Origin of the sequence: Pseudanabaena cinerea FACHB-1277, from assembly GCF_014696345.1 — a bacterium.
GTDB classification, from domain to species: Bacteria; Cyanobacteriota; Cyanobacteriia; order Pseudanabaenales; family Pseudanabaenaceae; genus Pseudanabaena; species Pseudanabaena cinerea.
Map to the genome: position 1 here is coordinate 1 of NZ_JACJPY010000074.1, position 22,623 is coordinate 22,623.

At 44.0% G+C, this 22,623-nt stretch carries 28 protein-coding genes and 1 pseudogene; 13 read left to right on the forward strand and 16 right to left on the reverse strand.

What is annotated here, in order from left to right:
• Window positions 1–329: 329 nt before the first annotated feature.
• The gene (locus H6F44_RS17800; protein ID WP_190352377.1) at window positions 330–530 is read right to left on the reverse strand and encodes a hypothetical protein; all 201 of its coding nucleotides are present in this window, start codon (window positions 528–530) and stop codon (window positions 330–332) included.
• A 75-nt stretch (window positions 531–605) separates the two neighbouring features.
• Window positions 606–767: a hypothetical protein gene (locus H6F44_RS17805; RefSeq protein ID WP_190352378.1), complete on the reverse strand. Its 162-nt coding sequence runs from the start codon at window positions 765–767 to the stop codon at window positions 606–608.
• Window positions 768–779: 12 nt separating this feature from the next.
• Here H6F44_RS17805 and H6F44_RS17810 point away from each other — a divergent pair, with 12 nt between their 5' ends.
• The 4 genes from H6F44_RS17810 (at window position 780) to H6F44_RS17825 (ending at window position 1,967) form a co-directional block, all read left to right on the forward strand.
• A complete protein-coding gene (locus H6F44_RS17810; protein WP_190352379.1) occupies window positions 780–1,112 on the forward strand; it encodes a DUF6883 domain-containing protein in 333 nt (110 codons plus the stop codon).
• Between the two features lie 8 nt (window positions 1,113–1,120).
• Window positions 1,121–1,363 (forward strand): DUF4926 domain-containing protein, encoded by a 243-nt coding sequence (locus tag H6F44_RS17815; protein ID WP_190352380.1) that lies wholly within the window; start codon window positions 1,121–1,123, stop codon window positions 1,361–1,363.
• Window positions 1,364–1,522: 159 nt separating this feature from the next.
• Entirely contained in the window at window positions 1,523–1,729 is a 207-nt protein-coding gene (locus tag H6F44_RS17820) for a prevent-host-death protein (protein WP_190352381.1), read from the forward strand.
• On the forward strand, window positions 1,686–1,967 hold the full coding sequence (locus tag H6F44_RS17825; RefSeq protein ID WP_190352382.1) for a Txe/YoeB family addiction module toxin: 282 nt from the start codon (window positions 1,686–1,688) through the stop codon (window positions 1,965–1,967). The genes H6F44_RS17820 and H6F44_RS17825 overlap by 44 nt, the downstream gene beginning before the upstream one ends.
• A 310-nt stretch (window positions 1,968–2,277) precedes the next feature.
• On the opposite strand, the gene H6F44_RS17830 is transcribed toward H6F44_RS17825, so the two are convergent.
• The 5 genes from H6F44_RS17830 to hemE all read right to left on the reverse strand — a co-directional run bounded on the left by H6F44_RS17830 (window position 2,278) and on the right by hemE (window position 7,190).
• Window positions 2,278–3,168 carry an acyl-CoA desaturase gene (locus tag H6F44_RS17830; protein ID WP_190352383.1) on the reverse strand — a complete coding sequence of 297 codons (891 nt, stop codon included), beginning with the start codon at window positions 3,166–3,168 and terminating at the stop codon, window positions 2,278–2,280.
• Between the two features lie 179 nt (window positions 3,169–3,347).
• Window positions 3,348–4,745, reverse strand: coding sequence for an oxygen-independent coproporphyrinogen III oxidase (gene hemN / locus H6F44_RS17835; RefSeq protein ID WP_190352384.1), 1,398 nt, complete (start codon window positions 4,743–4,745; stop codon window positions 3,348–3,350).
• Between the two features lie 38 nt (window positions 4,746–4,783).
• Window positions 4,784–5,530 carry a biliverdin-producing heme oxygenase gene (locus H6F44_RS17840; RefSeq protein ID WP_190352385.1) on the reverse strand — a complete coding sequence of 249 codons (747 nt, stop codon included), beginning with the start codon at window positions 5,528–5,530 and terminating at the stop codon, window positions 4,784–4,786.
• A gap of 46 nt (window positions 5,531–5,576) precedes the next feature.
• Entirely contained in the window at window positions 5,577–5,978 is a 402-nt protein-coding gene (locus tag H6F44_RS17845; protein ID WP_190352386.1) for a heavy metal-responsive transcriptional regulator, read from the reverse strand.
• 174 nt (window positions 5,979–6,152) lie between these two features.
• Complete coding sequence (hemE, locus tag H6F44_RS17850; RefSeq protein ID WP_190352387.1) at window positions 6,153–7,190, reverse strand: uroporphyrinogen decarboxylase; 1,038 nt, start codon at window positions 7,188–7,190, stop codon at window positions 6,153–6,155.
• A 308-nt stretch (window positions 7,191–7,498) separates the two neighbouring features.
• On the opposite strand from hemE, the gene H6F44_RS17855 reads away from it, so the two are divergent.
• The 5 genes from H6F44_RS17855 to lpxB all read left to right on the forward strand — a co-directional run bounded on the left by H6F44_RS17855 (window position 7,499) and on the right by lpxB (window position 11,923).
• Window positions 7,499–7,933, forward strand: a complete 435-nt coding sequence (locus H6F44_RS17855) for a cytochrome c (RefSeq protein ID WP_322096252.1) — start codon at window positions 7,499–7,501, stop codon at window positions 7,931–7,933.
• Window positions 7,934–7,948: 15 nt separating this feature from the next.
• Window positions 7,949–8,449, forward strand: coding sequence for a 2-amino-4-hydroxy-6-hydroxymethyldihydropteridine diphosphokinase (gene folK, locus H6F44_RS17860; protein ID WP_190352388.1), 501 nt, complete (start codon window positions 7,949–7,951; stop codon window positions 8,447–8,449).
• 87 nt (window positions 8,450–8,536) lie between these two features.
• A complete protein-coding gene (locus H6F44_RS17865) occupies window positions 8,537–9,586 on the forward strand; it encodes an agmatine deiminase family protein (RefSeq protein WP_190352389.1) in 1,050 nt (349 codons plus the stop codon).
• Window positions 9,587–9,907: 321 nt separating this feature from the next.
• Window positions 9,908–10,693 (forward strand): aldolase/citrate lyase family protein, encoded by a 786-nt coding sequence (locus H6F44_RS17870; protein WP_190352390.1) that lies wholly within the window; start codon window positions 9,908–9,910, stop codon window positions 10,691–10,693.
• Between the two features lie 39 nt (window positions 10,694–10,732).
• Complete coding sequence (gene lpxB / locus H6F44_RS17875; RefSeq protein WP_190352391.1) at window positions 10,733–11,923, forward strand: lipid-A-disaccharide synthase; 1,191 nt, start codon at window positions 10,733–10,735, stop codon at window positions 11,921–11,923.
• 130 nt (window positions 11,924–12,053) lie between these two features.
• On the opposite strand, the gene pyrR is transcribed toward lpxB, so the two are convergent.
• The gene (pyrR, locus tag H6F44_RS17880; RefSeq protein ID WP_190352392.1) at window positions 12,054–12,602 is read right to left on the reverse strand and encodes a bifunctional pyr operon transcriptional regulator/uracil phosphoribosyltransferase PyrR; all 549 of its coding nucleotides are present in this window, start codon (window positions 12,600–12,602) and stop codon (window positions 12,054–12,056) included.
• Between the two features lie 248 nt (window positions 12,603–12,850).
• Window positions 12,851–13,186, reverse strand: coding sequence for a thioredoxin (trxA, locus tag H6F44_RS17885; protein ID WP_190352393.1), 336 nt, complete (start codon window positions 13,184–13,186; stop codon window positions 12,851–12,853).
• Between the two features lie 324 nt (window positions 13,187–13,510).
• On the opposite strand from trxA, the gene H6F44_RS17890 reads away from it, so the two are divergent.
• On the forward strand, window positions 13,511–14,872 hold the full coding sequence (locus H6F44_RS17890) for an AmpG family muropeptide MFS transporter (protein WP_190352394.1): 1,362 nt from the start codon (window positions 13,511–13,513) through the stop codon (window positions 14,870–14,872).
• 139 nt (window positions 14,873–15,011) lie between these two features.
• On the opposite strand, the gene H6F44_RS17895 is transcribed toward H6F44_RS17890, so the two are convergent.
• Both H6F44_RS17895 and ppk1 read right to left on the reverse strand, forming a co-directional pair.
• A complete protein-coding gene (locus H6F44_RS17895) occupies window positions 15,012–15,797 on the reverse strand; it encodes a DUF3120 domain-containing protein (RefSeq protein ID WP_190352395.1) in 786 nt (261 codons plus the stop codon).
• A 185-nt stretch (window positions 15,798–15,982) separates the two neighbouring features.
• The gene (ppk1, locus tag H6F44_RS17900) at window positions 15,983–18,235 is read right to left on the reverse strand and encodes a polyphosphate kinase 1 (RefSeq protein ID WP_242016633.1); all 2,253 of its coding nucleotides are present in this window, start codon (window positions 18,233–18,235) and stop codon (window positions 15,983–15,985) included.
• A 352-nt stretch (window positions 18,236–18,587) separates the two neighbouring features.
• Between ppk1 and H6F44_RS17905 the strand changes: the two genes are divergently transcribed.
• Window positions 18,588–19,718 carry a glycosyltransferase family 4 protein gene (locus tag H6F44_RS17905; protein ID WP_190352396.1) on the forward strand — a complete coding sequence of 377 codons (1,131 nt, stop codon included), beginning with the start codon at window positions 18,588–18,590 and terminating at the stop codon, window positions 19,716–19,718.
• 195 nt (window positions 19,719–19,913) lie between these two features.
• Here the strand turns inward: H6F44_RS17905 and H6F44_RS17910 are convergent, their stop codons facing one another.
• Window positions 19,914–20,372, reverse strand: a complete 459-nt coding sequence (locus H6F44_RS17910; protein WP_190352397.1) for a hypothetical protein — start codon at window positions 20,370–20,372, stop codon at window positions 19,914–19,916.
• 279 nt (window positions 20,373–20,651) lie between these two features.
• Between H6F44_RS17910 and H6F44_RS17915 the strand changes: the two genes are divergently transcribed.
• On the forward strand, window positions 20,652–21,026 hold the full coding sequence (locus tag H6F44_RS17915; protein ID WP_190352398.1) for a hypothetical protein: 375 nt from the start codon (window positions 20,652–20,654) through the stop codon (window positions 21,024–21,026).
• On the opposite strand, the gene H6F44_RS17920 is transcribed toward H6F44_RS17915, so the two are convergent.
• The 4 genes from H6F44_RS17920 to H6F44_RS17935 all read right to left on the reverse strand — a co-directional run bounded on the left by H6F44_RS17920 (window position 21,017) and on the right by H6F44_RS17935 (window position 22,287).
• Window positions 21,017–21,277, reverse strand: a complete 261-nt coding sequence (locus H6F44_RS17920) for a Txe/YoeB family addiction module toxin (RefSeq protein WP_142656287.1) — start codon at window positions 21,275–21,277, stop codon at window positions 21,017–21,019. The genes H6F44_RS17915 and H6F44_RS17920 overlap by 10 nt on opposite strands.
• The gene (locus H6F44_RS17925) at window positions 21,277–21,495 is read right to left on the reverse strand and encodes a hypothetical protein (protein ID WP_190352399.1); all 219 of its coding nucleotides are present in this window, start codon (window positions 21,493–21,495) and stop codon (window positions 21,277–21,279) included. Before H6F44_RS17925 ends, H6F44_RS17920 begins: the two co-directional genes overlap by 1 nt.
• A gap of 118 nt (window positions 21,496–21,613) precedes the next feature.
• A complete protein-coding gene (locus tag H6F44_RS17930) occupies window positions 21,614–21,934 on the reverse strand; it encodes a helix-turn-helix domain-containing protein (protein ID WP_190352400.1) in 321 nt (106 codons plus the stop codon).
• A complete protein-coding gene (locus tag H6F44_RS17935) occupies window positions 21,931–22,287 on the reverse strand; it encodes a type II toxin-antitoxin system RelE/ParE family toxin (RefSeq protein ID WP_190352401.1) in 357 nt (118 codons plus the stop codon). Before H6F44_RS17935 ends, H6F44_RS17930 begins: the two co-directional genes overlap by 4 nt.
• Before the next feature lie 139 nt (window positions 22,288–22,426).
• Here H6F44_RS17935 and H6F44_RS17940 point away from each other — a divergent pair.
• Window positions 22,427–22,623, forward strand: a pseudogene (locus tag H6F44_RS17940) (hypothetical protein); the annotation flags it as partial.

The window sequence follows — 22,623 nt, forward strand, 5'->3', positions numbered from 1 at the left end:
GCGGATTGATGTATTTCCTGCTTCGTAGGCTGTTACGATCTTCTTTCTGAAATCTAGGGAATATGCTGGCATAGCTCTTTTTTTCCTGCTTTTCTGTTTCTATCCATTGCACCCCTTAATGCCTCAACAGGCTGTATCCTAATGCTTTTGCCTCTATCCCTGCCCATACCCTCCTTGTTCTCTCATTCAAATAGGGTGAAAATGATGCATATTTACTTTGTATTCCTTCGATTATTTCAGGATTAAACATTTTCTCACTTCGCCTAACTCTCCTTCCTTTATTATAAATCTTTTGGCACAACTTGCTTAAGTTATTTTTACAAAATTCCTTAGAGTAATTCGGCATAGATATCATCCTCAGTATTATCCCAAACTGCATCAAGTGATGTCTGACTCGCCCGAAGCCAAAAATCAGACTCATAGTCATCAGAAAGTACAGTTACTAATACCTTTGCACCTTCTGCCAGTTCTGAAGACTCTAATAACTCAATTTTTCCTTTTTGAACGGTAGCCCAAAGAGTTTTTAGCATATTCGTTATTTGAATGTTACTAATCTAGTTGTATTCCTTAGTATATAAGTTTTGCGATCTAGATTGAGTTTCTGGTTAAGCGATCGCTGTTTGACATTGAGATTTAGGCGATCGGGTTTTGTGGGTGGTGAGGGGCGATCGTTGTTTGATATGGGAAATAGGCGATCGGGTTTTGTGGGTGATGAAGGGGCGATCTGTCCAAATAGTCTGACAAGTATTAAAATTAGATATATCCACAGCTTCAATCCTATGAAACTACCAAACGGCGATAAAGCCGAACTAGGTGACAAACTAGAAAGATATTGTCTGAACTATGAACATCAGAAAGGTAAACATAAAGCCCTATTGTTTGAAAAGCGTCTTGGGATTACCATCGCCAACAAAGTAATTCTAGAACAAGCTCTACAAGAAGCAGCTATCGAAGGTGAAGCCGAGCTTTTTAAAATCGATCAATATGGTACTCATTACGATCTTGCATTTTCGCTTTGTACCGATGTTGGTGAATCCTTAGTTCTAAGCTGTTGGATTATCAAAATCACCGAAGACTTTCCACGCCTAACTAATACTTACCCTATTGATTAAAAAGCACCATGAACGAAATCCAAGAATACGATCTTGTAGCTCTAACTGAAGATGCGATCGCCACTCACAAAGTTACCCATCAGAAAATCTTACTCCGCCGAGGACAAATGGGAACGGTCTTAATGTCGTTCGATCATAAAGCTTTTCTAATCGACTTTACCGATCAACAAGGCAAAACCTTCGCAATGGAAACAATCGAACCAGTAAAATTATTACGGCTTATTACCGAACCAGAATTAGTTCTTTCTTAAACCTAGGCTCAGTTTGATGTTGAGGTTTTGGCGATCGGGTTTATGGGTGGTGAGGGTGCGATCGCTGGTTGATGTTGAGGAATAGGCGATCGGGTTTATGGGTGGTAAGGGAACGATCAGTTATAATTATGGTTAATCTAGTAAGTTATATTGGCTGCTATGACTAACGCATTACAATACATCTGTGATTCAGAAGGACAAACAGTATCGGTAGTTGTCCCTATTGCCTTTTGGCAAGAACTAATGGCAGAAAGAGAAACTGCCTATTTACTCAGTAGTCCAACCATGAAAGAAAGACTGCTTGCAGCCAGAAAACGTCAAGATGGAATCTCATTGGACGCAGCCTGTGAAAAACTTAGAATTTGATGCAGATGCTTTTGAGGACTTAGCTTGGTGGATTGAAAGCGATCGTAAAAAGGCTTTAAAAATCATCAAACTAATTCGTGAAGTCCAACGTAATCCATTTGAAGGAACAGAACAACCCGAATCTCTAAAACACGATCTATCTGGCTGCTGGTCACGCCGTATTGATCAAGAACATCGTCTAGTTTATGAAGTGCTAGACGATAAGATTAGAATCCTCGCTTGCCGTTTTCACTACTAAAAATTGTTGTTTAATTTGAGGAAAAGTCGATCGGGTTTGTGGGTGTTGAGGGGGCGATCGCTGTTTAAGGATTAGGGGAAACTTACAAAGCCGAAACTGGAACTAGCGTCTTCCTGAACACCCAAGCACCACTTACTTTATAAGGTTCTCTTTCTATAGCATCTAAACTTTCCCAATGCCTCATATACTCTACCTCTGTAAAGTAAAAATATACCTAACAGTTTGATTATAAACCAACTTGAAAGTACCCTTGCGTGAATAATGCAGGTTGGTTTTGAGTTTGCCTACGACTAACTCAAAACTGCCCAGATCAAAGCTCTACAGGGGGCATATTCACATGATTGGCTAAACCCAAGGATTTTAGAAGCCAGATTGCCCACCAAGTCATATCAATTTCCCACCATTGCCAACCACATTTCGCTACCTGCGGATAGGCATGGTGATTGTTGTGCCAACCTTCGCCATAGGTAAGAATGGCTGCCCACCAGAGATTGCGCGAATTGTCATGACTATCAAAGGTCTTATAGCCCCACATATGGGTAACAGAATTGATAAACCAAGTGGTATGCCAGAGAATGACCATTCTCAAAAACACGCCATAGATCACCCAAGACCATCCGCCCAAAGCATATAGAAGAATTCCTAGAGGCAGTTGTAAAACTAGGAAATAGCGATTAAGCCAGCGATAAAATCCATCCCTTTCTAAATCCATTGCATAGCGTTTGTATTGATCGTATTTAAAAAATTGATCGTGGGGATAGAAAATCCAGAGCATATGGCTCCACCAAAAGCCGCGAGTGGCTGCATAGGGATCTTTCTGTTCGTTTTCGGTAAATGCGTGGTGTAAGCGATGTCCCGCCACCCAAAAAATGGGACCACCTTGCAGAGATAATGCGCCGAGAATGGCGATCGCATATTCTAGCCATCGGGGAACGCGAAAACTGCGATGGCTGAGCAGGCGGTGATATCCTAAACATACGCCGATGCTGCCAAAGAGCCAATGTAGAAAGATCATCACCCCTAGTCCCGACCAAGAGAAAAACCAAGGTGCTAAACCCGCCAGTCCATGAATTGCTCCAAAAAAGGCTACGGCTGTCCAATCGAGGGGTACTGAGTTTTGGGGTTGAGTGGGAGACGGTGGTGATTCGCGATGTTCTTGATTAAATTGGACTTTGATTAGATTAGATTCGTTTGATTGCATGGGTTAAGTTTGGAATTGGACAAGATAGCAGTTCGGTAAATCTAGCTGAGAATTGTCTAGATCCCCCCCAGCCCCCTTTGTAAAGGGGGGAGAATTTTCTTCTTCCCCCTTACAAAGTGGGATTGAGGGGGATCTCTTAGAGTTTTTTGCGCTAGAAGATAGTTCTCGAAGAGATTCTTTTAGACAGACTGAGAGAAGCGATTGGTATTGTCAGCCTGCATATAGGTATCAAATACCGAGGCAATATTGCGAATTAGTAAGCGCCCCGCAGGTGTGACCGTGATTTGATCGCGCTCTAACTGCACCAATCCATCGGCGGCTAATTGTTGAAGTTGCGAGCGCTCGCGGTCGAAATATTTGGCAAAGTCGCGATCGCAGGTCAAATGATATTTGGACTCAATATCGGGCTGTGATAATTGAAACTGACACATCAGTTCCATAATGATTGATCGCCGCAAAATATCATCATCACTGAGGGTGACACCTCGCTCAATGGGTAACTCGTCAGCATCGATCGCCTGATAGAAATCCTTCAACCTTTTATGGTTTTGGGTATAGACATTCTGCAACATACTAATGGAAGTCATCCCAAAGCCGATCAGGTCAGATTCGGGCTTAGTGGTATAGCCCTGAAAATTGCGATGCAACTGTCCTTGCCTTTGGGCGATCGCCAATTCATCATTGGGCTTGGCAAAATGATCCATACCGATAAATACATAACCAGATGCCGTTAAGCGCTCAATGCTCATCTGCACGATCGCCAATTTATCTTCAGCCGAGGGCAACGATTCTGGGACAATGCGCTTTTGTAAAGGCTTCAGCCAAGGCATATAGGCAAAATTAAACAGGGCAATGCGATCGGGATTAAGAGCTATGGTTTTGGAGATAGTCTCTTTAAAAGTATCTAAGGTTTGGAATGGTAAACCATAGATTAAATCCACATTTACGCCTTCAAAACCCACCTCCCGCATCCAGCGCATTCCCGTAAATAGCATTTCTTCAGGTTGAATGCGATTGATGGCTTCTTGTACTTGCGGATTAAAGTCCTGAATACCAAAACTAATACGGTTAAAGCCCAGATTTTTTAAGTCCTGCAAATATTCTTTAGCTAGCGATCGCGGATTCACTTCAATGGATAATTCCGCATCCGCCGCAAAGGTGAAATGCCCTTGCAAACATTCCCAGAGGCGCGTAATCTGCTCAATTGTCAAATAGTTGGGCGTGCCGCCGCCCCAGTGCATCTGTTCCACAAGGCGATCGCGATCAACCAATGCTGCCACCTGTGCAATATGTCGCATCAAGTATTGCAAATATGGCTCAGCAAAATCCTTGCGTGGCGTGATAATCGTATTGCATCCGCAAAAGTAGCAAGGCACATCACAAAAGGGAATGTGGCAATAGAGAGATAGCGGCGTATTTTGGGAATTGCCCAAAGCGATCGCCCTCCGAAAATCACTGCCATCAAAACCTTCATGCAATTCCGTTGCAGGGGGATAACTGGTATAGCGCGGCACAGGACGATTATATTTATGCAGCAAGCCCAAATCAAATTCAACAGTTTGTGATAAAGTTCTCATTTGTTATCCAATAAAATGCCAGCAATTATTTAAGAATCTTACAGAACTGCCATTTCGTTCTGGGCTGCACCATGACGTTCTGTACTACCTTGGCGATCCTGCTTAGTCAGTAGATCAAATACATGATCGCCCAAAGCCGCTCTGACATCTGGCTCTAGCTCATTGACCACATTCCGATTCAACATGAAAGCATAGTTAGCTTCACCGACAATTCGATTAATAGTATCTTCATCTATCATGAGGGAATCTAAAGTTTGACGATACTTCTCTTTAAAAGCCTTTTTGTCCTCAATTGTGGGAATCTGGTCAAACTCATAAAAAGCTGTTCCCACACCTTCAGGTAACTCCAACGCCGATCGCACCACTCTTTTTAAGGCTTGCCCACCCGACAGATCGCCCATATAGCGCGTATAGGCATGGGCAATTAAACAGACAGGATCGCTACTTGCTAATTCACGAATGCGATCAACATAGACAATTCCTGCATTTAGAGGCACAATCCAATCGCGCCAATTGTCACCATAATAGAAAGCGAGATCTTGCTCTAGATTGTGACGGCGATTGATTTCGGGGAAATAAATTTGGCTCAGCACAGGATGATCTAGGTGTTGCTGCAATGCCTCTTCCAAAGCACTATAGACCAGATAGAGATTTGCCAATAGCCTGCTAAAGGGAACTTTCTCAACAATGCCCTTGAGGAAGCATTTCATATAGGCGGTGTTTTCGGCGGCAGTGTGAGATTTCTGCGTACCCTCACGTAGTCTGGTTGCAAGATGGCTATTCATGGTTTTAAAAGTAAAAAGTAAAAAGTAAAAAGTAAAAAATTATTCTTTATTTGCTGTCCATCCAACATTTGCCACATTGCTCTTGGGATGTGGCAATGCCGCGATCGCATTGCTCAACTAATGGCAGTAATTCACGGCGCAGATCCTGTAATTGTTGAATCGTTGCCTCCAGTTGTTCAATTTTTGCTTGCAAGCGATCGCGCACCACCACGCAACAACTCTCACTACTACGCTCCTTGAGTGCAAGAATGTCGGCGATTTCGTCTAGGGTTAACCCCAAAGATTTCGCACGAGTAATGAAAGCCAATCTTTCTAAGTCCTGCTCGCCATAGATGCGATAACCAGATTCATTACGATTGGGTGATGGTACTAAACCAATCCGTTCATAAAAATAAAGTGTCTGGGGATTAAGACCCATCCTCTTTGAAACTTCACGAACTTGCAGCATTATGACCCTAATAAATTTGATGTCGCCATCATAAGCCTTATACCTATGTATAATGTCAAGCCCTAGTCATAAAAAAAGCCTCACAACGTGAGGCTTTTTTGTGGATGAGCAAGTCGCAATGCTTCGCGCTGTTACTCACATTTTGCTTTGATTAATACTTTGATTAATACTTGATTAATACTTGAGTCCTTTGACTGTCTCAAAGAAGAAACGCGCATTATCTTCAGGCGTAGTCGCAAGAATGCCATGACCGAGATTCATGATATGACCCTTGCTGCCAGCCTTTTGAATTACTTCAAGGATGCGTGCTTTGATATAGCTTTGGTCGGCATATAGCACACAGGGATCGAGATTACCTTGCACGGGTACATCATGTCCAAGGCGATCGCGAGCGGCTGCGAGATCCACAGTCCAGTCCACGCTGACAATATCCACGCCCGACTTAGGCATCAGGTCTAGCACCCCTGCACTGCCGCTAATGTAAAGGATCATTGGCGTATCAGGATATTTTGCCTTAACCTGATCCACCACCATTTTTTGATAGGGTAGGGCGAAAGTAGCGTAATCCGTAGGGCATAGATGTCCCGCCCAAGAGTCAAACATCTGCACCACCTGAGCGCCACATTCGATCTGATGGATCACATACGTGCCGATCATTTTGGCTAGTTTCGTCAAGAAGCTATGGATAATCTCAGGCTCTTTGTAAGCCATTGATTTGATGAGAGAATAGTCCTTAGAGCCTTTACCTTCTACCGAATAGGCTGCCAATGTCCAAGGTGCGCCCACAAAGCCGAGGAGGGTGGCTTGGTCTTTTACCTCTTCTTTGATCGCGGCTAAAATCTGACGAATGAACGGAACGGACTCGTCAGGGTCAAACTCGTTAAGGGCATCAACCTGAGCTTGAGTGCGAATTGGCGACTCAATTATTGGTCCTTTGCTTTCGATAATGTCAAAATTAATGCCGATGCCTGCGAGGGGGGTCAGAATATCCGAAAACATGATCACACCATCGGGCTGGAAGGCGCGGAAGGGCTGCAAAGATATTTCGGCGGCGAGTTCGGCAATTTCCGATCGCTCTCTAAATGTGGGATATTTTTCACGCAAATCCCGATACACCTTCATATACCTACCTGCTTGGCGCATCATCCATACTGGCGGACGATCCAGTACTTCACCTCTTGCTGCCCGAAGCAAGCGATCATTTCCTCCCATAATTAGCTCTTTCCTTGTATTTAAATTTTTTTATTATTGTGCTTTTGAATTATAGAACCTAAGCTCCGCTTTAAGATCAGCACCGTTGGATCATCACCATCCCCAGACAACCGTATTCCGCACTAGCGTTGTATCATATAAGTCAGTCTTACAATTCAATAATATTTGCGATCGCTTGCCTAGAAACGAGATCTGGCGGCTAATTCATCGTAAAACTTAGGCTTTATTTAATCTTGGCAAAACATTAAATTACCTATACTTTCTTTAAGATATGTTATTAATATTCAAGATGAGGTATCTCTAAAACTGTGAGTAATCAAGGGGCAAATCTAATCAAAGATGCAACAAATGCAACAGATGCAAGTGTAGGCGGCTTAGAGCCATCCCTGTCCCCCCAGTCATCTTGGAAAGCTGGCATGGCGATCGCGTTCACCTGCCTTGTTTTGGCGATCTCAATTATGTTTTGGCTGCTGCGCCCCCCCCTCGACCCTTACACTCAATCCGTCTTAAGTCTGGTGGGCAACCCCACTCAAGGCAGGTCTATTTTTGTGATGAATTGTGTTGCTTGTCATGGCGAATGGGCTACGGGCAAGGTTGGACCTAATTTGCATGGAGTGTCCGATCGCAAGTCTGATGACCGACTGATCCACCAAGTAGTTAGTGGCGAAACTCCACCAATGCCACAGTTTCAACCCAGCCCGCAGGACATGGCAGACCTTTTGAGTTATCTTAAACAGCTATAGAATTTTCAAAATTTCATGACAGAGATTTGTGCGATCGCCTTAGGTAGTAACCTTAGCAATCAAATTGGTGACTCTCAGCAAATTGTCCAAGCCGCGATCGCTCAGTTAGATTCTTACCCAGCAATAGACATCCTGCGCGTTTCCCCTTGGTATCGCACCAAGGCAATTACTCTGCCTAATGCTGAGCCTCAACCCGATTACATCAATGGGTGCGCTATTTTAAAAACAACCCTTTCACCTTGGCAACTGTTGCAGATTTTGCTGAGAGTCGAAAGAGCCTTTGGCCGAGAGCGCCGTGAACGTTGGGGGGCAAGAACTTTAGATTTAGATTTGCTGCTTTATGGCGATCGCTGCATTGATAGCCCTGAGTTAGTCATCCCGCACCCGCACATGGGCGATCGGGCTTTTGTGTTAGTTCCCCTCGCCGAAATTGCCGCCGATTGGATTCATCCTGTGCATGGGGTGGCGATCGCTGAATTATGTCAAAAACTGACCGCAAATCAAAAAGTAACATAGCTTGTTTTATTTGTGTATTGCCATCACGATCGCCATAAATAGCGATAGGATTAATCCCGTTATTTGCTGTAGAACCGTTAGACACCGATGGATTACCCAAAACCTTTAGGCTACACCCAACCCGCCGAGTGGGAACCCCATAGTGCCTGTTGGCTTGCCTTTCCTAGTCATCGGGATCTGTGGTTAGACTATTTAGATCTTGTCCAAGCCGAATTTGTTGCCCTTGCCCAAGCGATCGCCACTTCAGAAACGCTAGAGATATTAGTACTGCCAGAAACTGAGGATCTTGCTAAAAGTTTATTAGCAGGTCTGCCTGTGCGCTTTCATGCCATTTCCTTTGGCGATATCTGGATGCGTGACATTACACCTATTTACATCAAAAATCGTGAAGGTAATTTAGGTGCTTTGAAATTTCAATGGAATGGTTGGGGCGGCAAATATCTCTTAGAACATGATGATCAAGTGGCATCCCAAATTCTGCAAACTATTGACATTCCTGATGCAGCAAAGTTTGAGTTTGACTGGGTTTTAGAAGGAGGGGCGATCGAGGTCGATGGCATAGGAACCTGTCTCACGACTAAGCAATGCTTACTCAATCCCAACCGCAACCCGCACCTTAATCAAACAGAAATTGAATCGGCTTTGAAATCAGCTTTGGGTGTGGAGCAAGTGCTTTGGGTTGATGATGGCTTATTGAACGATCATACCGATGGACATATTGACACGATCGCCAGATTTATCGCGCCCCATACAGTCATGTGCATGGAACCCACTTCCCCAAATGATCCCAATTATCAAGTTTTACATAATATTGCAGCCCAACTAGAGACGATGACCGATGCTCAGGGTTACAAATTAAATGTGGTCAAGATCCCTTCCCCTGATCTAGTTGTGGATGACGAAGGCGAAATTATGCCCGCTAGTTATCTCAATTTCTATATATCTAACGATAGTGTGATCATCCCCCTCTATGGCTCAGTGAATGACCAACTAGCCGTGGAGACTATTGCTAAGCATTTCCCTAACCGCCAAGCGATCGGGCTTTCGGCAAAGCATATCCTTCTCGGCGGCGGCGCTTTCCATTGCATTACCTGTCATCAGCCCTCTTGCGAAAGTCCTAACCCCTTCCTAGTCTAAACTCAGATCCAAATACAGCCTATTGAGGCTTCGAGAGGTATAGAGAAAAACTTGAAAGCGTTGTTTAGCAGGACTTTTAGGCTTTTCTTTGGTTTGGGTTTAAGTGCTTTGTGCCGTAATGGCACAATACTTCTTTTATTTATGTAAATGTGATAATATTTTCATTAGTTAGTATGCCTAATGATTACATATACATCACAATACATTTGGCTATGGCATTTTCCAAGCGAGTGAATTACGGTTTAGTAGTTGCCGCATTTAGAAATTTGATTAGACAGAGCAACTAAATACGACTAAATTCAATAGAGTGAGAGTGAAACGATGAATCTTACAGAAAGGCAGATGGTACAGATTTTGTCAGAACTGCGAAGTTTATATCATGTGACCAGTGTGAAGGCAGAGTTTGAGGCGGAAGGTACGAGGATGGATGAGGCAATTCGTCTCAAAGACATTGCTATGCAAGCTGGCTTGCATTTCAATCTTAAAATAGGTGGTTGTGAGGCAGTGCGCGATATGTTTGATGCAGTGACCCTTGGGGCAAGCCGCATCATTGCGCCCATGGTAGAGTCTCCCTTTGCGTTACAAAAATTTCTCAAGGCGGCAAAGACACATCTGCATTCTAGGGACAACAGCATTGAATTGTTTATCAATATAGAAACAATCACAGCTTGTCATAACTTTGACAGAATATTAGCGATCGCTGAGATTGAGGAGTTGAAGGGGGTGGTGATTGGCAGGGTCGATTTGGCTGGCTCTTTGGGGATAGAACGCCCAGACATTGATAGCAACCAAACCATTACTGATTTGTGCCACACCATCGCCACTAAAGCCAAACAAAAAGGACTGGTGGTGGTGGTGGGCGGCGCAATCTCTGCCAACTCTCTGCCATTTCTGCGTTCTTTTGCCGATGGCGCAATCGATCGCTATGAAACGCGCAAAGTGATTTTTAGCTGTCCTGCTGCCTTAAATAATCCTGTGGATGCCTTTAAAAAAGCGGTGGAGTTTGAGATGTTATGGCTCCAAAACAAGAAGAGATATTACAGCCATATTAGTCTTGAGGATGAGGCAAGATTGAAGATGATCGAGCAGAGGCTAACTAACAGCTAAGATAATCAGATTAATGGTTTTAACAGCAAAAAATTAGTGATGGAATCTAGCTCAAAGATCAAGACCAAACGCCGCGTATTTATTAGTACGGGCGAAGTGTCGGGTGACTGGCATGGCGCAATTTTGATCGAGGCACTTCAAGCAAGGGCAGCCCTCCGTCAAATTGAGATCGAGGTGGTGGGCTTAGGCGGCGATCGCATGGCATCGGCAGGGGCAAACCTATTTGGCAATACGGTGGGAATTGGCTCCATTGGCGCAGTGGAAGCACTTCCTTACATTTTGCCAACAATTCTGGTACAACAAAAAGCCAAAAAATCCCTTAAGCAGTATCCGCCCGATGTGGCAGTTTTGATCGATTACATGATGCCCAATCAAGGCATGGGCTATTTTGCAAAGCGCGTCCTCAAGATTCCTGTGTTGTATTACATCGCGCCGCAGGAATGGGTTTGGTCATTTAATGATAAAAATACCAAGGCGATCGCCGCCTTTACTGACAAGTTACTGGCGATTTTTCCGCAGGAAGCGGTTTATTACCAAAAGCAGGGAATTAATGTGCAGTGGGTGGGGCATCCCTTTGTCGATTTGATGAGCAAAGTCCCCGATCGCGCCACAGCCCGCCAACAACTGGCGATCGCTGCCAATGATTTGATCGTGACGCTCCTGCCTGCCTCCCGCACCCAAGAATTACGCGATGTGATGCCGATTATTTTGCAAGCCGCCAAAATCATTCAAGCCAAATTGCCTCATGTGAAATTTGTATTGCCATTGTCCTTAGAGCGCTATCGGGAGGCTGTGGAGAAATTAGTCAAGGAATATGACATTAACGCCACGATTATCTCTGCCCAGTCGCAGTTGGCTATTAGGGCGGCAGATTTGGTACTGAGCAAGTCGGGTACGGTCAATTTGGAAACGGCGCTGTTGGATGTGCCGCAGGTGATCTTATATCGGGTCAGCAAGATTACGGCTTGGATAGCCCAAAACATTGTGAGGTTACAGTTGCCCTTTATCTCTCCCGTCAATTTGGTGAATATGGAAGAGGTTGTGCCAGAGTTTTTGCAAGATAAGGCGCAACCAGAGGCGATCGCGGCGGTTGCCTTGGATTTATTAATCAATCCTATGGCTAGGCAAAAAATGTTAGATGGCTATGCCAAAGTCCGCGAAAGTCTGGGTTCTACAGGGGCGATCAATCGAGTTGCCGATGCAGTTATTGATTATTTAGATCAAGGATGATATGGCTCTCAAACCCAAATCCTTTTTTTGAGCCAAAGTAAGGCTGATTGAAGCAGAAATATTTTTGAGTATCGACTCGAAAATATTTCTGTACCACTTACAAAGCTTTGCGCTGTAAAGCCAGTTCCCTCTAGTTAATTGGTTTGATTAGCTGTACGCCATCGCAGCGATCGCCTGCGGCACTGAGAAATACCTTCACCTGCTCATCCTTGGCCGTAGGTAAAGTGCGTCCCACATAGTCTGGATGGATCGGAAACTCGCGATGCCCACGATCAATTAGCACCAACAATCTGATGACTTTAGGGCGACCATAGTCGCTAATAGCACTTAGGGCAGCACCAATGGTACGCCCACTAAAAATCACATCATCAACCAAAATAACGGTCTTGCCATTTAGATCGGTCGGTATTTCGGTTTTACTGGGTGTGCGTAAGCCAATACGGTCTAAATCGTCACGATAAAAGGTAATATCTAATGCCCCTGAAGGCACTGCTATGTTTTCAAATGTCTTAATCTGAGCTGCGATCGCCTGACTCAATGGCACACCACGGGTGTAAACACCTAGCAAAACAACATTAGTCAGATCACTATTTGCTTCAACGACTTGCGAAGCCAAGCGGTTAATGGTGCGCCGCAATTCATCGGCGGTTAAAATTTCAACAATCTTAGATTGTGACACTACTTAGTTCAGTTAAATAAAACTTGAAATTCCAAGAGACAGTGGCTCTTGGCTTTGCGCCCCTGCCTCTTGGTAAGTAAGCTCTTAAGCAGTAAGAGCATTGAGCCTGATTGACTAACAAATCCCCCAAGAAAGTAGGCAGAATGCCAGCGCTACAAATACTTTAAATTTATAGGTAAGGCTTATTGCTTGACAAAAATCTCAAACATTCCTATTAGGCAATCAGACATAGAATTCATTACGATTAATTAGTCATTTTCAGTAAGATGTTTGTCGATGGTGGTGCATAGGGTAGACTTCGGTACAGCTCCCACAACCACATCCACACGCTGACCACCCTTGAATAGCATTAAAGTTGGAATACTACGAATTCCATATTGTCCGGCTACGGCTGGATTTTCATCAGTATTAAGCTTAAAGACTTTAATCTTACCCTCGTAAAGTACGGACACTTCTTCGACTACGGGTGCGACCATACGACAAGGGCCACACCAAGGTGCCCAAAAATCTACTAGAACAGGGATGTCACTTTTAAGTACGTCCTGCTCAAAGCTGGCATCGGTAACGGAACTCGCTGATGACATGCTTTGCTAACTCCCTAAATACTAAATACTTTTACTTTCAAATTTTGTGTGTAGGTAGTATAACAGCTAGAATTGCAAAATTTATACAGATTCCTTTTACAGATGCAAAATCGCAACATTACGTAAATTTCAAACGTAAATTTCAAATGAACTTTTGAAGGAAAGATAAAGCTAAAATTTTAAGGGTTTGTTGACACTAATGAAAAATACGCTCCAAATAATAAACCGCCCTTGCTGCTCATAAGCTCAGGCGGAAAATGGTGTGAGGAGTGAACGGAAACTTACGTCTCCGCTTACATGTATATTGTAATCTAATTTTTTAATATGAACACAGTCACCCAGTTTTTTCGGGTTTTTCAAAGTCGGAAGATGGCGGCGCTAGTGCTGTTGGGATTTGCTTCAGGGTTGCCCTATGCTCTCACCGATGACGCATTCCGCGCATGGCTGACGAGCGCTAAATTTGATACACGAACTATTGGCTGGCTAGGCTTGGTTTCTCTGCCCTATTCCCTAAAATTTTTGTGGTCGCCGTTAATCGATCGCTTTGTACCACCTTTTTTGGGGCGGCGGCGCGGCTGGATTTTGGTTAGTCAGGGCGCTTTAATCGTGGCTATCTTAGCGATCGCCTTACAGATGTTTACAATCGACAGGCTGGAATTAGCTAATCGTAACGCTGCTTTGCCTATGTTGGCGATCGCTGCTGTCACCCTTGCCTTTTTAAGTGCCACGCAGGACATTGCGATCGATGCCTATCGTACTGACGTTTTGGAAACCCAAGAAGTGGGGGCAGGGGTGGGTATCTGGGTGATGGGCTATCGCATTGCCCTGCTGTTTGCAGGCTTTATCGGCTTTAACCTTGCGGGGCTATGGGGATGGGCTTGGGTATATGTGCTGTTAGCAGGGGTAATTGGTCTAGGCATATTCGCCACGATCGCTTCCCCTGAACCAGCGATCGTCACCGCCAGCCCCGCATCCCTTAACGAAGCCGTAATCAAGCCCTTTCAGGAATTTTTTCAGCGTTTGGGCATTACTCAGGTTTTATTAATTCTCGCCTTTACGATTTTTTATCGCTTTAGTGATGCCATGGTGGGTAAAATGGCTGTCCCATTTCTAAAAACTTTATTTGATGATGGCACGATCGGCACGGTGAGGCAGGGCATCGGCTTAATTGCCACGATTGTCGGGACATTGGCGGGGGGCGCAATTTTAAGTAAAATTGGGGTGAACCGATCGCTGTGGGTATTTGGTATTTTGCAAGCCGTTAGCAATATTGGTTACTATGCGATCGCGGTTGTGGGCAAGAACGATCTCGTACTACTAGCGGCAATCAATGTGGAAAATTTTTGCAGTGGTTTGGGGACAGCAGGATTCTTAGGTTTTTTGATGGTGCTATGCAATCCCAATTTTTCGGCAACCCAGTTTGCATTGTTGTCTAGCCTGTTTGCAGTCGGGCGCGATCTCTTAGCTTCACCATTTTCAGGGGAGTCAGCCCAATTTATCCAAAACCAGATGCCAACATGGACAGCAATCAATCAAATACCTTGGCTGGCGGGTAGTGATGGCAAGGGATGGGCTTTGTTCTTTCTATTTACTTTGTTACTAGCCTTACCAGGGATGCTGTTTTTGCCATTTTTTGCGCCTTGGAATGGTGGATTTAAAAAGGTGGGTACTTTACCTTTAGACTAAATCACCCGATCGCGTGATGGAAACTCGCCCCAAATTCTAGTAACTTATAATTCAATGAAGCCTTAAACTGACTGCACCCAGCGCTCCCACGCTGGGTTTTTCTTTGGTAAGCAATCTCTGATAATCAGGTTTCCAGCACTTACCCGAATATAGCAATACTGAAAAATAGTAAATCCACAAAGATTGTCCCAAGTACTGCCCCTGCAAACGCCCAGTAACCCAGTTGGGGCGATCGCATGGCGTTATTGCCCATGGTTAATAAAAAAGCTGCTAAAATGCAAGCCCAAGTCATGCCCCAAGGTGTTTCCACAAGGGTGAGTGCATTTTTTAAAATGGGTTGAGCGAGGCTAGGATTGGCTTCTACCTGCATCAAAGCTTGCCAATGGGGAAATAAATGGGCGATGTAGAAATAAAGATCTGTGATAGTTGTGCCTAATAGAGAGCCGATATAAAACCAGCCGCCGATACGGTGCGAATTTTGACGGACTGCCCAAAGCGCCCAAGGTAATGCCAATGCTTCGACAGGCACATGATAGGCTGGCTCCCATCTTAGCCAACCCCAGTAGAGAGAGCCGCATAGCCAAGTGAGGCTAAAGCCCCAAATGAGGCTGCCCCATGTTTGGGATTTGGCATCTGCTTGTAAGTTTTTGGCGATCGCTAGCCAGCCAACGGTACAGATCAGGCTTAGCCAAGGGGCATAGCGTACTAATGGGGCTTCAAAAAATACGGGTACGGATACTAAAAAGACTGCCGCAAACCAAACACGCCAATGTTTGACTAAAGAGACAATGGCGAGCAAATATTGCGATAGGTATTGCGGAGACGCAGGCGCAAGACCAGCGCTCAGGGGAATAGCCTGAACTGCTGATTTAGAGCGCTCTAAGGTGCGTCCCTCTATGTCAACCTTGTCAGGATTTAAAAACAAAGTATCTTAAAAAGTTATATTAATTATTATTACTTAATATATTACAACCTTTTGAGATTTTGGAAAGTAGCTCTAAGAATAGAGGCTAAAAGTCAATCATCAGATCGAGCATCAGGTCAAGCATCAGCACTGCGGTGCAACGTTGATGCTTGGCTAGCAAGGGTGTAGCTTCTTACGGCAAAACGCTATGCAAACTCAGGTCTGCCCTGGGACATAAAGTGTTTTTGAGAACTCATTTCGGGTTCGCCATCCTTGGGCGATCGCTGGGTATATGTACCATCGGGATGGAGATCCCACGCTTGGCGATTGTCAGCAAGGATGATTTCGAGAATCTGTTTCAGTTCTTGAACTAAAGCAGGCTCCTCTACGGGCGTAATCACCTCCACCCTAGCATCAAGGTTGCGGGGCATCCAGTCAGCACTGCCGATATATACCTGCTCTGCGCCACCATTGCTAAAGTAAAAGATCCGCGAATGTTCTAGAAAGCGCCCGATCACGCTAATCACCCGAATGCGATCGCTTAGTCCTTTGACCTTAGGACGCACACAGCAAATACCGCGAATGATTAAATCAATATTCACACCCACCTGCGATGCTTCATAGAGAGCATTAATAATCTCTGGATCGACAAGGGAATTCATCTTAGCGATGATATAGCAGGGATAGCCGTTCTTTTGATGCTCGATTTCACGATGGATTAATTCCAAAAAGCGATCGCGCATATTCACAGGGGCAACCAGCAGTTTCCGATAGTCCCTTTGCCGCGAATAGCCCGTGAGATAATTGAACAAGTCGGTTAAGTCTGCACCCAAATCATCGCGACAGCTAAAGATGCCTAAATCGCTGTAGAACCTTGCGGTTTTAGGATTGTAATTGCCAGTGCCGATGTGCATATAACGCACAAGGCGATCGCCTTCCTGTCTGACCACTAGAGCGGTCTTGGTATGGGTTTTGAGATTTTTTAAACCATAGACAACATGAACACCTGCATTTTCTAACTTCTTTGCCCAGGAAATATTGTTTGCCTCATCAAATCTCGCCTTGAGTTCCACTAATACTGCCACCTGTTTACCATTCTCCGCCGCCCGAATTAGTGCATGAACAATGGGAGAATCGCCAGAGGTGCGGTATAGAGTTTGTTTGATCGCCAATACATGAGGATCAACTGCCGCTTCTTCGATAAAGCGCTGCACAGTGGTAGTAAAAGATTGATAAGGATGGTGTACGAGAAAATCTCCTTCCCGAATAATCTCAAAAATACTCTTAGTAGGATTCTGCTCATCCTCCTTTAGGCGTGGATGGGAAACGGACTTCCAAGGTTGGTCTTGATGTTCGGGCATGGGCAGAAAGGCGATCGCCATGAGGTCGCCTAGACCAATTAAGCTTGGCACATCATACACATCTGTTTCCGTAATACTCAACTGCTCGATTAATTTTTTACGGATTTCGGGCGGCACATCCTGAGCAATTTCCATCCGCACCACTGCTCCAAACTTCTGCTTACGCAGTTCCTCTTGCAATGCTGAGATCAAATCATCAGCTTCTTCTTCTTCTATATCTAGCTCTGCATCACGGGTAATCCGAAATGCGTAAGAACTGAGAATATCCATGTCTCTAAACAGGGGCGCTAGATTATGGGCAATTACCTGTTCTAATGGTACAAAGGTATGCTCATCGGTTTCAGGGATTTTTACAAATCGGGGCAGGATATTGGGAACCTTTACCCTTGCAAACTTTTCTTCATGGGTTTGGCGATCGCGCACGATTACCACTAGGCTCAAACTGAGATTGGAAATGTAAGGGAAGGGGTGGGCAGGATCGACCGCAAGGGGGGTAAGGACGGGAAATAGCTTTTCTTGAAAATAGGTTTTGAGATAGTCTTGATGCTTGCGATCGATATCCTTATAGTCGAAAATTTTGACCCCATGCTTCGATAGTTCTGGGCGCAAGTTACTTTCAAAAAATTCATGCTGCATTGTCACCAAGGGCGTGAGCGCTTCTTTAATGGCAAGCATTTGTTCTTGCAACTGTATCCCGTCATCGGTAAGTACTTGACCACCCTGATCGGATAGCTTACGCTTTGCTCTAGCCACCCGCACCATAAAAAATTCATCAAGATTGGAACTAAAAATTGCAAAGAACTTAGCCCGCTCTAATAGTGGTGTTCTTGCATCTATGCCTTCACTCAAGACCCTTTTATTAAAAGCGATCCAACTCAATTCCCGATTAAATAAATACTTGAAATGCGGATCGGCGGCAATCGCCTCGGCATTGTTCACAGAAGCCTCTTGGATAACTTTCTTCTCGGAAATCTTTTTTTCATGGGCTTTTTTCTCGGAAAGTTGCTTAGGCAAAACTTCTTTGCCTAGGTCTAGATTGACATCAGAGGCATGATCTAATTGCTGTTCGCGATGATCACTATTTTTTTTGCTTGTCATAAAAAGGCTACTGATTCAGGCTGAGGAGGATCTAAGAATTCGTTAAAATATCGTTTTAACCAGTGCAAGGCACTATGTTAACCAATAGATTACAGAATCATGGTTAATTTGTGTGTGAGCTTAAACACGCTCTCCCATATAGGGCTTTGCGCTTGCTCAAATATATTTCTTTACTACTCAAAGCCTCAACAGGCTATAACTCCTTAAAACCCCAAAGACTTACGAAGTGTCGCACCACTAATCTTTAGGTGGGAGGGGAGCAAACAGTTAAGCAGACAGTTAATTTGTTTATTGTAGGCATGGTATGCAGTAAGATTCTCTAATCTAGTCAACGATCCCGTACAGTCATCCTATGCGTATCGCCATATTTACTGAGACATTTCTGCCCAAAATTGATGGGATTGTCACCCGACTTAAATACACCGTTGAATATCTGGTTAAACTCGGTAATCAAGTATTGGTGTTTTCGCCCGATGGAGGGCTGACAGAATATTGTGGCGCTCAGATCTATGGTGTATCTGCCTTTGACTTTCCGCTTTACCCCGAACTCAAGCTTGCCTTGCCCCGCCCTTCCATCGGTCATGCCTTGGCACAGTTTCAGCCTGATATTGTGCATATTGTGAATCCTGCGATTTTGGGGATGGCGGGTCTGTATTATGCCAAGTCGATGAATTATCCTCTGATGGCTTCTTACCACACCCATTTACCGCAATATTTACAGCATTATGGGCTTGGTTTTTTAGAAGGTTTGATGTGGGAATTGGTGAAAAATACGCACAATCAGGCGGCGCTAAATCTCTGCACTTCCACAGCGATGATCGATGAATTGCGATCGCATGGGGTGGAAAAACTAGACCTATGGCAGCGTGGTGTGGATACGGTGCAGTTTCACCCTAGATTTAAAAATGCAGCAATGCGATCGCGCCTCAGTCAAGGACATCCCGAAGATAATTTGTTTTTATATGTTGGTAGGCTATCGGCAGAGAAGGAAATTCAACAGATCTTGCCCGTATTGCAAGGCATTCCCCATAGCCGCCTTGCCCTTGTGGGTGATGGCCCCTATCGGCAGGAATTGGAGCGCATTTTTGCAGGTACAAATACCAATTTTGTGGGCTATTTGCGTGGGGATGATCTAGCGGCAGCATTTGCTTCTAGTGATGCGTTTTTGTTTCCCTCGCGCACGGAGACGCTGGGGCTAGTGCTGTTAGAGGCAATGGCGGCGGGTTGTCCTGTGGTTGCGGCTAATTCAGGGGGTATCCCCGATATTGTCAGCAATGGGGTGAATGGCTATTTGTTTGAGCCGAACGATCATGATGGTTTGCTCAAGGCAACGACCAAACTATTGCAAAATCGGGATGCGGCAATGTGCGATCGCGCCCGACTGGAGGCAGAAAAATGGGGCTGGGAAGCGGCAACAAGGCAACTGCAAGGTTATTACGAGCAGACGATTGAGGTTTGTCAGCCCGTGCTGGTGCTGAAGTAAGTTGGGAAATCTGTGCTGAATCGCTTTGTAATCATGATGGAGCGATCGCACTATTAATGAGATTCCCGTAATAGAAAACAACTACTTTTAATTGAGTTTCATCGGGAACGTAAAATACTCTATCTCCCCCAGTCACTTCATATTCCCATACGCCTCTATATTTTTTGCCTTTTAACGGTGATGTTTTCTGACATATCAAGATTGCTTGATTTGAGTAAAGGCTGCTTCTAGGTCTGGATTGGCTATGGCTAAGGCGCTCTCATACCATTCATGGATAATTGCTTCTAGTTCATTCCATGCTTTGTCAAAATTTTTTGTTTCTTGTAAGGCAACTGAGCGATAGGCTGAGATCACCTCGTTAATAAATTCATTCAATTCGTCTGCGTCAAATACTCCAAGCCAACCATAGGGATACTCTGCACCAATTTTTTGGTTTAGCAATAAACGGAATGCTGTATTGAGAAGTTCGACAATTTCGCGGCTATGTTGGGCGGTTTTTACAAATATGGCTACGTCTTCTCGGCGCAGTAGGGCAAAGGATTGGTCGTTGCGGGTAATGGTGATGGGATGTTCTAGGGCTTTGTCTAAGATTCTGCCTGGTTGACGGTTTAGCTCGGTGGCTGTGACTAGTTCATCTGAGTAAATGGAGTTCATAGTCTTTTGGTCAACAGTTGTTTTTGAGCGTGTGAGAAAATTGTGGTGATTATTCGGGAAAGTGTAGTATAAATGTACGTACTATTCTACGTTGTTTGCTTTCTAGGTCAATGGTAAGCTATTTGCTGGGTTCTAAAATTTAGAGGATAAATACGGGCTTGGGAATAAGGCTGGTTATGGTATTAAGCCTAGTCCTCAAAAGCCGTCTTGATAAGCAGAGCAGTTATACTGTAATTTAATCTCTTACAATTTAATCTTTTTAACGAGGCTAGAGGCAATATGTCTGAGTCGATCGCCTTAGAACTTCCTGAACCTTTGGCAAAAAAAGTTAAGGAAATTGCTGCGCTCAATCGTCAGGGGATTGAAGAAATGCTAATTGAATGGATCGATCGCACTATTAATGAGATTCCCATAGATACTTTGCCTGATGAACAGGTTCTGGCTCTTTGTAATTTGCAAATGGGCGAACAGCAGCAAAGGGTTTTTAGCGATTTACAAGCTCGAAATAGTGAAGGGTTGCTTAATACACAGGAAGTTAAGAAGCTGAATGAGTTAATGCAGGTTTATCGTCATGGTTCGGTACGGAAGGCTAAGGCAATGCAGGTTGCGGTGATGCGTGGATTAATCCCTGCTTTGAATAAAGCTCATTCGTAATGACTCCACATCCGATAGATTTTGATCAATTTTTCTGATTCAAAGATTTCGTAAACTATCCGATGCTGTTTATTGATGCGGCGACTGATTAGCCCTTTCATATCTCCTTTTAAAAATTCATAATCTGGGGGATATTGTAATGGGTCTTCTTCAATGATCTTGATGAGTTGCAGAACTTTGGGTTTCAATCCACTGGAAGCAAGCTTTTTGGCATCTTTTTGGGCTTGCGTCATGAAAATTATTTTGTACATTACCAATCCAGTTTATCTAGAGTTACGCCTTGTTCAATCGGTTCAGTACGGGCTGAATTGATACTTTGAACCATTCCTTCAATTCCTCTCAGATATTCATCATCGCTGACATAATCGGATTGGTCTAAAATTTTAATTTCGTCTTTAGAGAAGCGATCAAGTAACCATAGAAATTTGTCGCTAACGCTATCATCAATTTGTAGGGTGATTGTCCGCATAAGTTAACTCCTAATTTCTCTGTATAAGTGGCTTGTATATTGAGGTTTATATTTTATCATCTCTGCTCTGAATGGCGGTAACAACGATCGCCTAAACATTTCTCAAAAGCAATACATTTCACGATTCTTGATAATCACTAAGAAGGATCGGCTCTTTGTTAGGTACTCTGACGATAATTTCGATGGTTCCACCTAAAGCATTGACTACGGCTCGAAGTGTATTTAGTTCTAGATTTTGTCTGCGTTCAAGCTTAGATATGGCTGGTTGCTGTACTTCAAGACGTTCGGCTAGTTCTGATTGAGATAAACCAAGCTTTTCACGCAGATGTCTCAGCGTAATTTCTTCAAGATGAATTTGCGAAGCTCTTATTTCAATAAGTTCTTGACGCTCTCTTGGAAGTTTGTTTAGTTCTTCGGATAGGGTTGTATATTGGGTCATTTGTTTTCTTCCTTCAGTATTTCCAGATATTTTCTGTACCGTTTATCTGCGATCGGAATATTTTCTTTGTACCAGCGTTTGTTTCCTGTTTTGTTGCCACCAACAAGTAACACGGCTTGGCGTTTAGGATCGAAGGCAAATAAAATACGCCAAGGCTCTCCTTGATATTGAATACGAAGTTCTTTCATATTCTGAAATGCAGATCCTTCAAGGGTATCAACTCGTGGTCTACCAAGTTTTGGTCCAAATTCTCCCAATACACTTAGCACCGCAAATGTTTCGTCTTGAAGTCCTTGTTCTTGTTGGTAAAACCAGATTTTAAAGTCTGGGTCGAATATGATATTCCATTTCATGATCTCATTATATTCTATACATGGAATATTTGCAATGTTTGTTTTGTGGCGATCGCAGTCTCGATGTCAGCAGAGTTGGCTTTTAATCAAGTTATACTATACTTAATCAATCAAAATTTAGTGTTGTCTACGAGGCAATATGTCTGAGTCGATCGCCTTAGAACTTCCCGAATCTTTGGCAAAAAAAGTTAAGGAAATTGCTGCGCTCAATCGTCAGGGGATTGAAGAAATGCTGATTGAATGGATCGATCGCACTATTAATGAGATTCCCATAGATACTTTGCCTGATGAACAGGTTCTGGCTCTTTGTAATTTGCAAATGGGCGAACAGCAGCA

Excerpts from the sequence above, each read along its gene's own strand:
- H6F44_RS17915 (WP_190352398.1), top strand. The coding sequence starts at position 20,652 with ATGTCTGAGTCGATCGCCTTAGAACTTCCTGAACCTTTGGCAAAAAAA.
- H6F44_RS17865 (WP_190352389.1), top strand. The coding sequence starts at position 8,537 with ATGGATTACCCAAAACCTTTAGGCTACACCCAACCCGCCGAGTGGGAA.
- hemN (WP_190352384.1), bottom strand. The coding sequence starts at position 4,745 with ATGAGAACTTTATCACAAACTGTTGAATTTGATTTGGGCTTGCTGCAT.
- H6F44_RS17825 (WP_190352382.1), top strand. The coding sequence starts at position 1,686 with ATGGAATCTCATTGGACGCAGCCTGTGAAAAACTTAGAATTTGATGCA.
- H6F44_RS17890 (WP_190352394.1), top strand. The coding sequence starts at position 13,511 with ATGAACACAGTCACCCAGTTTTTTCGGGTTTTTCAAAGTCGGAAGATG.
- folK (WP_190352388.1), top strand. The coding sequence starts at position 7,949 with ATGACAGAGATTTGTGCGATCGCCTTAGGTAGTAACCTTAGCAATCAA.
- H6F44_RS17800 (WP_190352377.1), bottom strand. The coding sequence starts at position 530 with ATGCTAAAAACTCTTTGGGCTACCGTTCAAAAAGGAAAAATTGAGTTA.
- H6F44_RS17870 (WP_190352390.1), top strand. The coding sequence starts at position 9,908 with ATGAATCTTACAGAAAGGCAGATGGTACAGATTTTGTCAGAACTGCGA.
- H6F44_RS17930 (WP_190352400.1), bottom strand. The coding sequence starts at position 21,934 with ATGACCCAATATACAACCCTATCCGAAGAACTAAACAAACTTCCAAGA.
- H6F44_RS17920 (WP_142656287.1), bottom strand. The coding sequence starts at position 21,277 with ATGTACAAAATAATTTTCATGACGCAAGCCCAAAAAGATGCCAAAAAG.
- hemE (WP_190352387.1), bottom strand. The coding sequence starts at position 7,190 with ATGGGAGGAAATGATCGCTTGCTTCGGGCAGCAAGAGGTGAAGTACTG.
- ppk1 (WP_242016633.1), bottom strand. The coding sequence starts at position 18,235 with ATGACAAGCAAAAAAAATAGTGATCATCGCGAACAGCAATTAGATCAT.
- H6F44_RS17905 (WP_190352396.1), top strand. The coding sequence starts at position 18,588 with ATGCGTATCGCCATATTTACTGAGACATTTCTGCCCAAAATTGATGGG.
- H6F44_RS17830 (WP_190352383.1), bottom strand. The coding sequence starts at position 3,168 with ATGCAATCAAACGAATCTAATCTAATCAAAGTCCAATTTAATCAAGAA.
- H6F44_RS17935 (WP_190352401.1), bottom strand. The coding sequence starts at position 22,287 with ATGAAATGGAATATCATATTCGACCCAGACTTTAAAATCTGGTTTTAC.
- trxA (WP_190352393.1), bottom strand. The coding sequence starts at position 13,186 with ATGTCATCAGCGAGTTCCGTTACCGATGCCAGCTTTGAGCAGGACGTA.
- H6F44_RS17845 (WP_190352386.1), bottom strand. The coding sequence starts at position 5,978 with ATGCTGCAAGTTCGTGAAGTTTCAAAGAGGATGGGTCTTAATCCCCAG.
- H6F44_RS17910 (WP_190352397.1), bottom strand. The coding sequence starts at position 20,372 with ATGAACTCCATTTACTCAGATGAACTAGTCACAGCCACCGAGCTAAAC.
- H6F44_RS17820 (WP_190352381.1), top strand. The coding sequence starts at position 1,523 with ATGACTAACGCATTACAATACATCTGTGATTCAGAAGGACAAACAGTA.
- H6F44_RS17810 (WP_190352379.1), top strand. The coding sequence starts at position 780 with ATGAAACTACCAAACGGCGATAAAGCCGAACTAGGTGACAAACTAGAA.
- H6F44_RS17840 (WP_190352385.1), bottom strand. The coding sequence starts at position 5,530 with ATGAATAGCCATCTTGCAACCAGACTACGTGAGGGTACGCAGAAATCT.
- H6F44_RS17925 (WP_190352399.1), bottom strand. The coding sequence starts at position 21,495 with ATGCGGACAATCACCCTACAAATTGATGATAGCGTTAGCGACAAATTT.
- H6F44_RS17815 (WP_190352380.1), top strand. The coding sequence starts at position 1,121 with ATGAACGAAATCCAAGAATACGATCTTGTAGCTCTAACTGAAGATGCG.
- lpxB (WP_190352391.1), top strand. The coding sequence starts at position 10,733 with ATGGAATCTAGCTCAAAGATCAAGACCAAACGCCGCGTATTTATTAGT.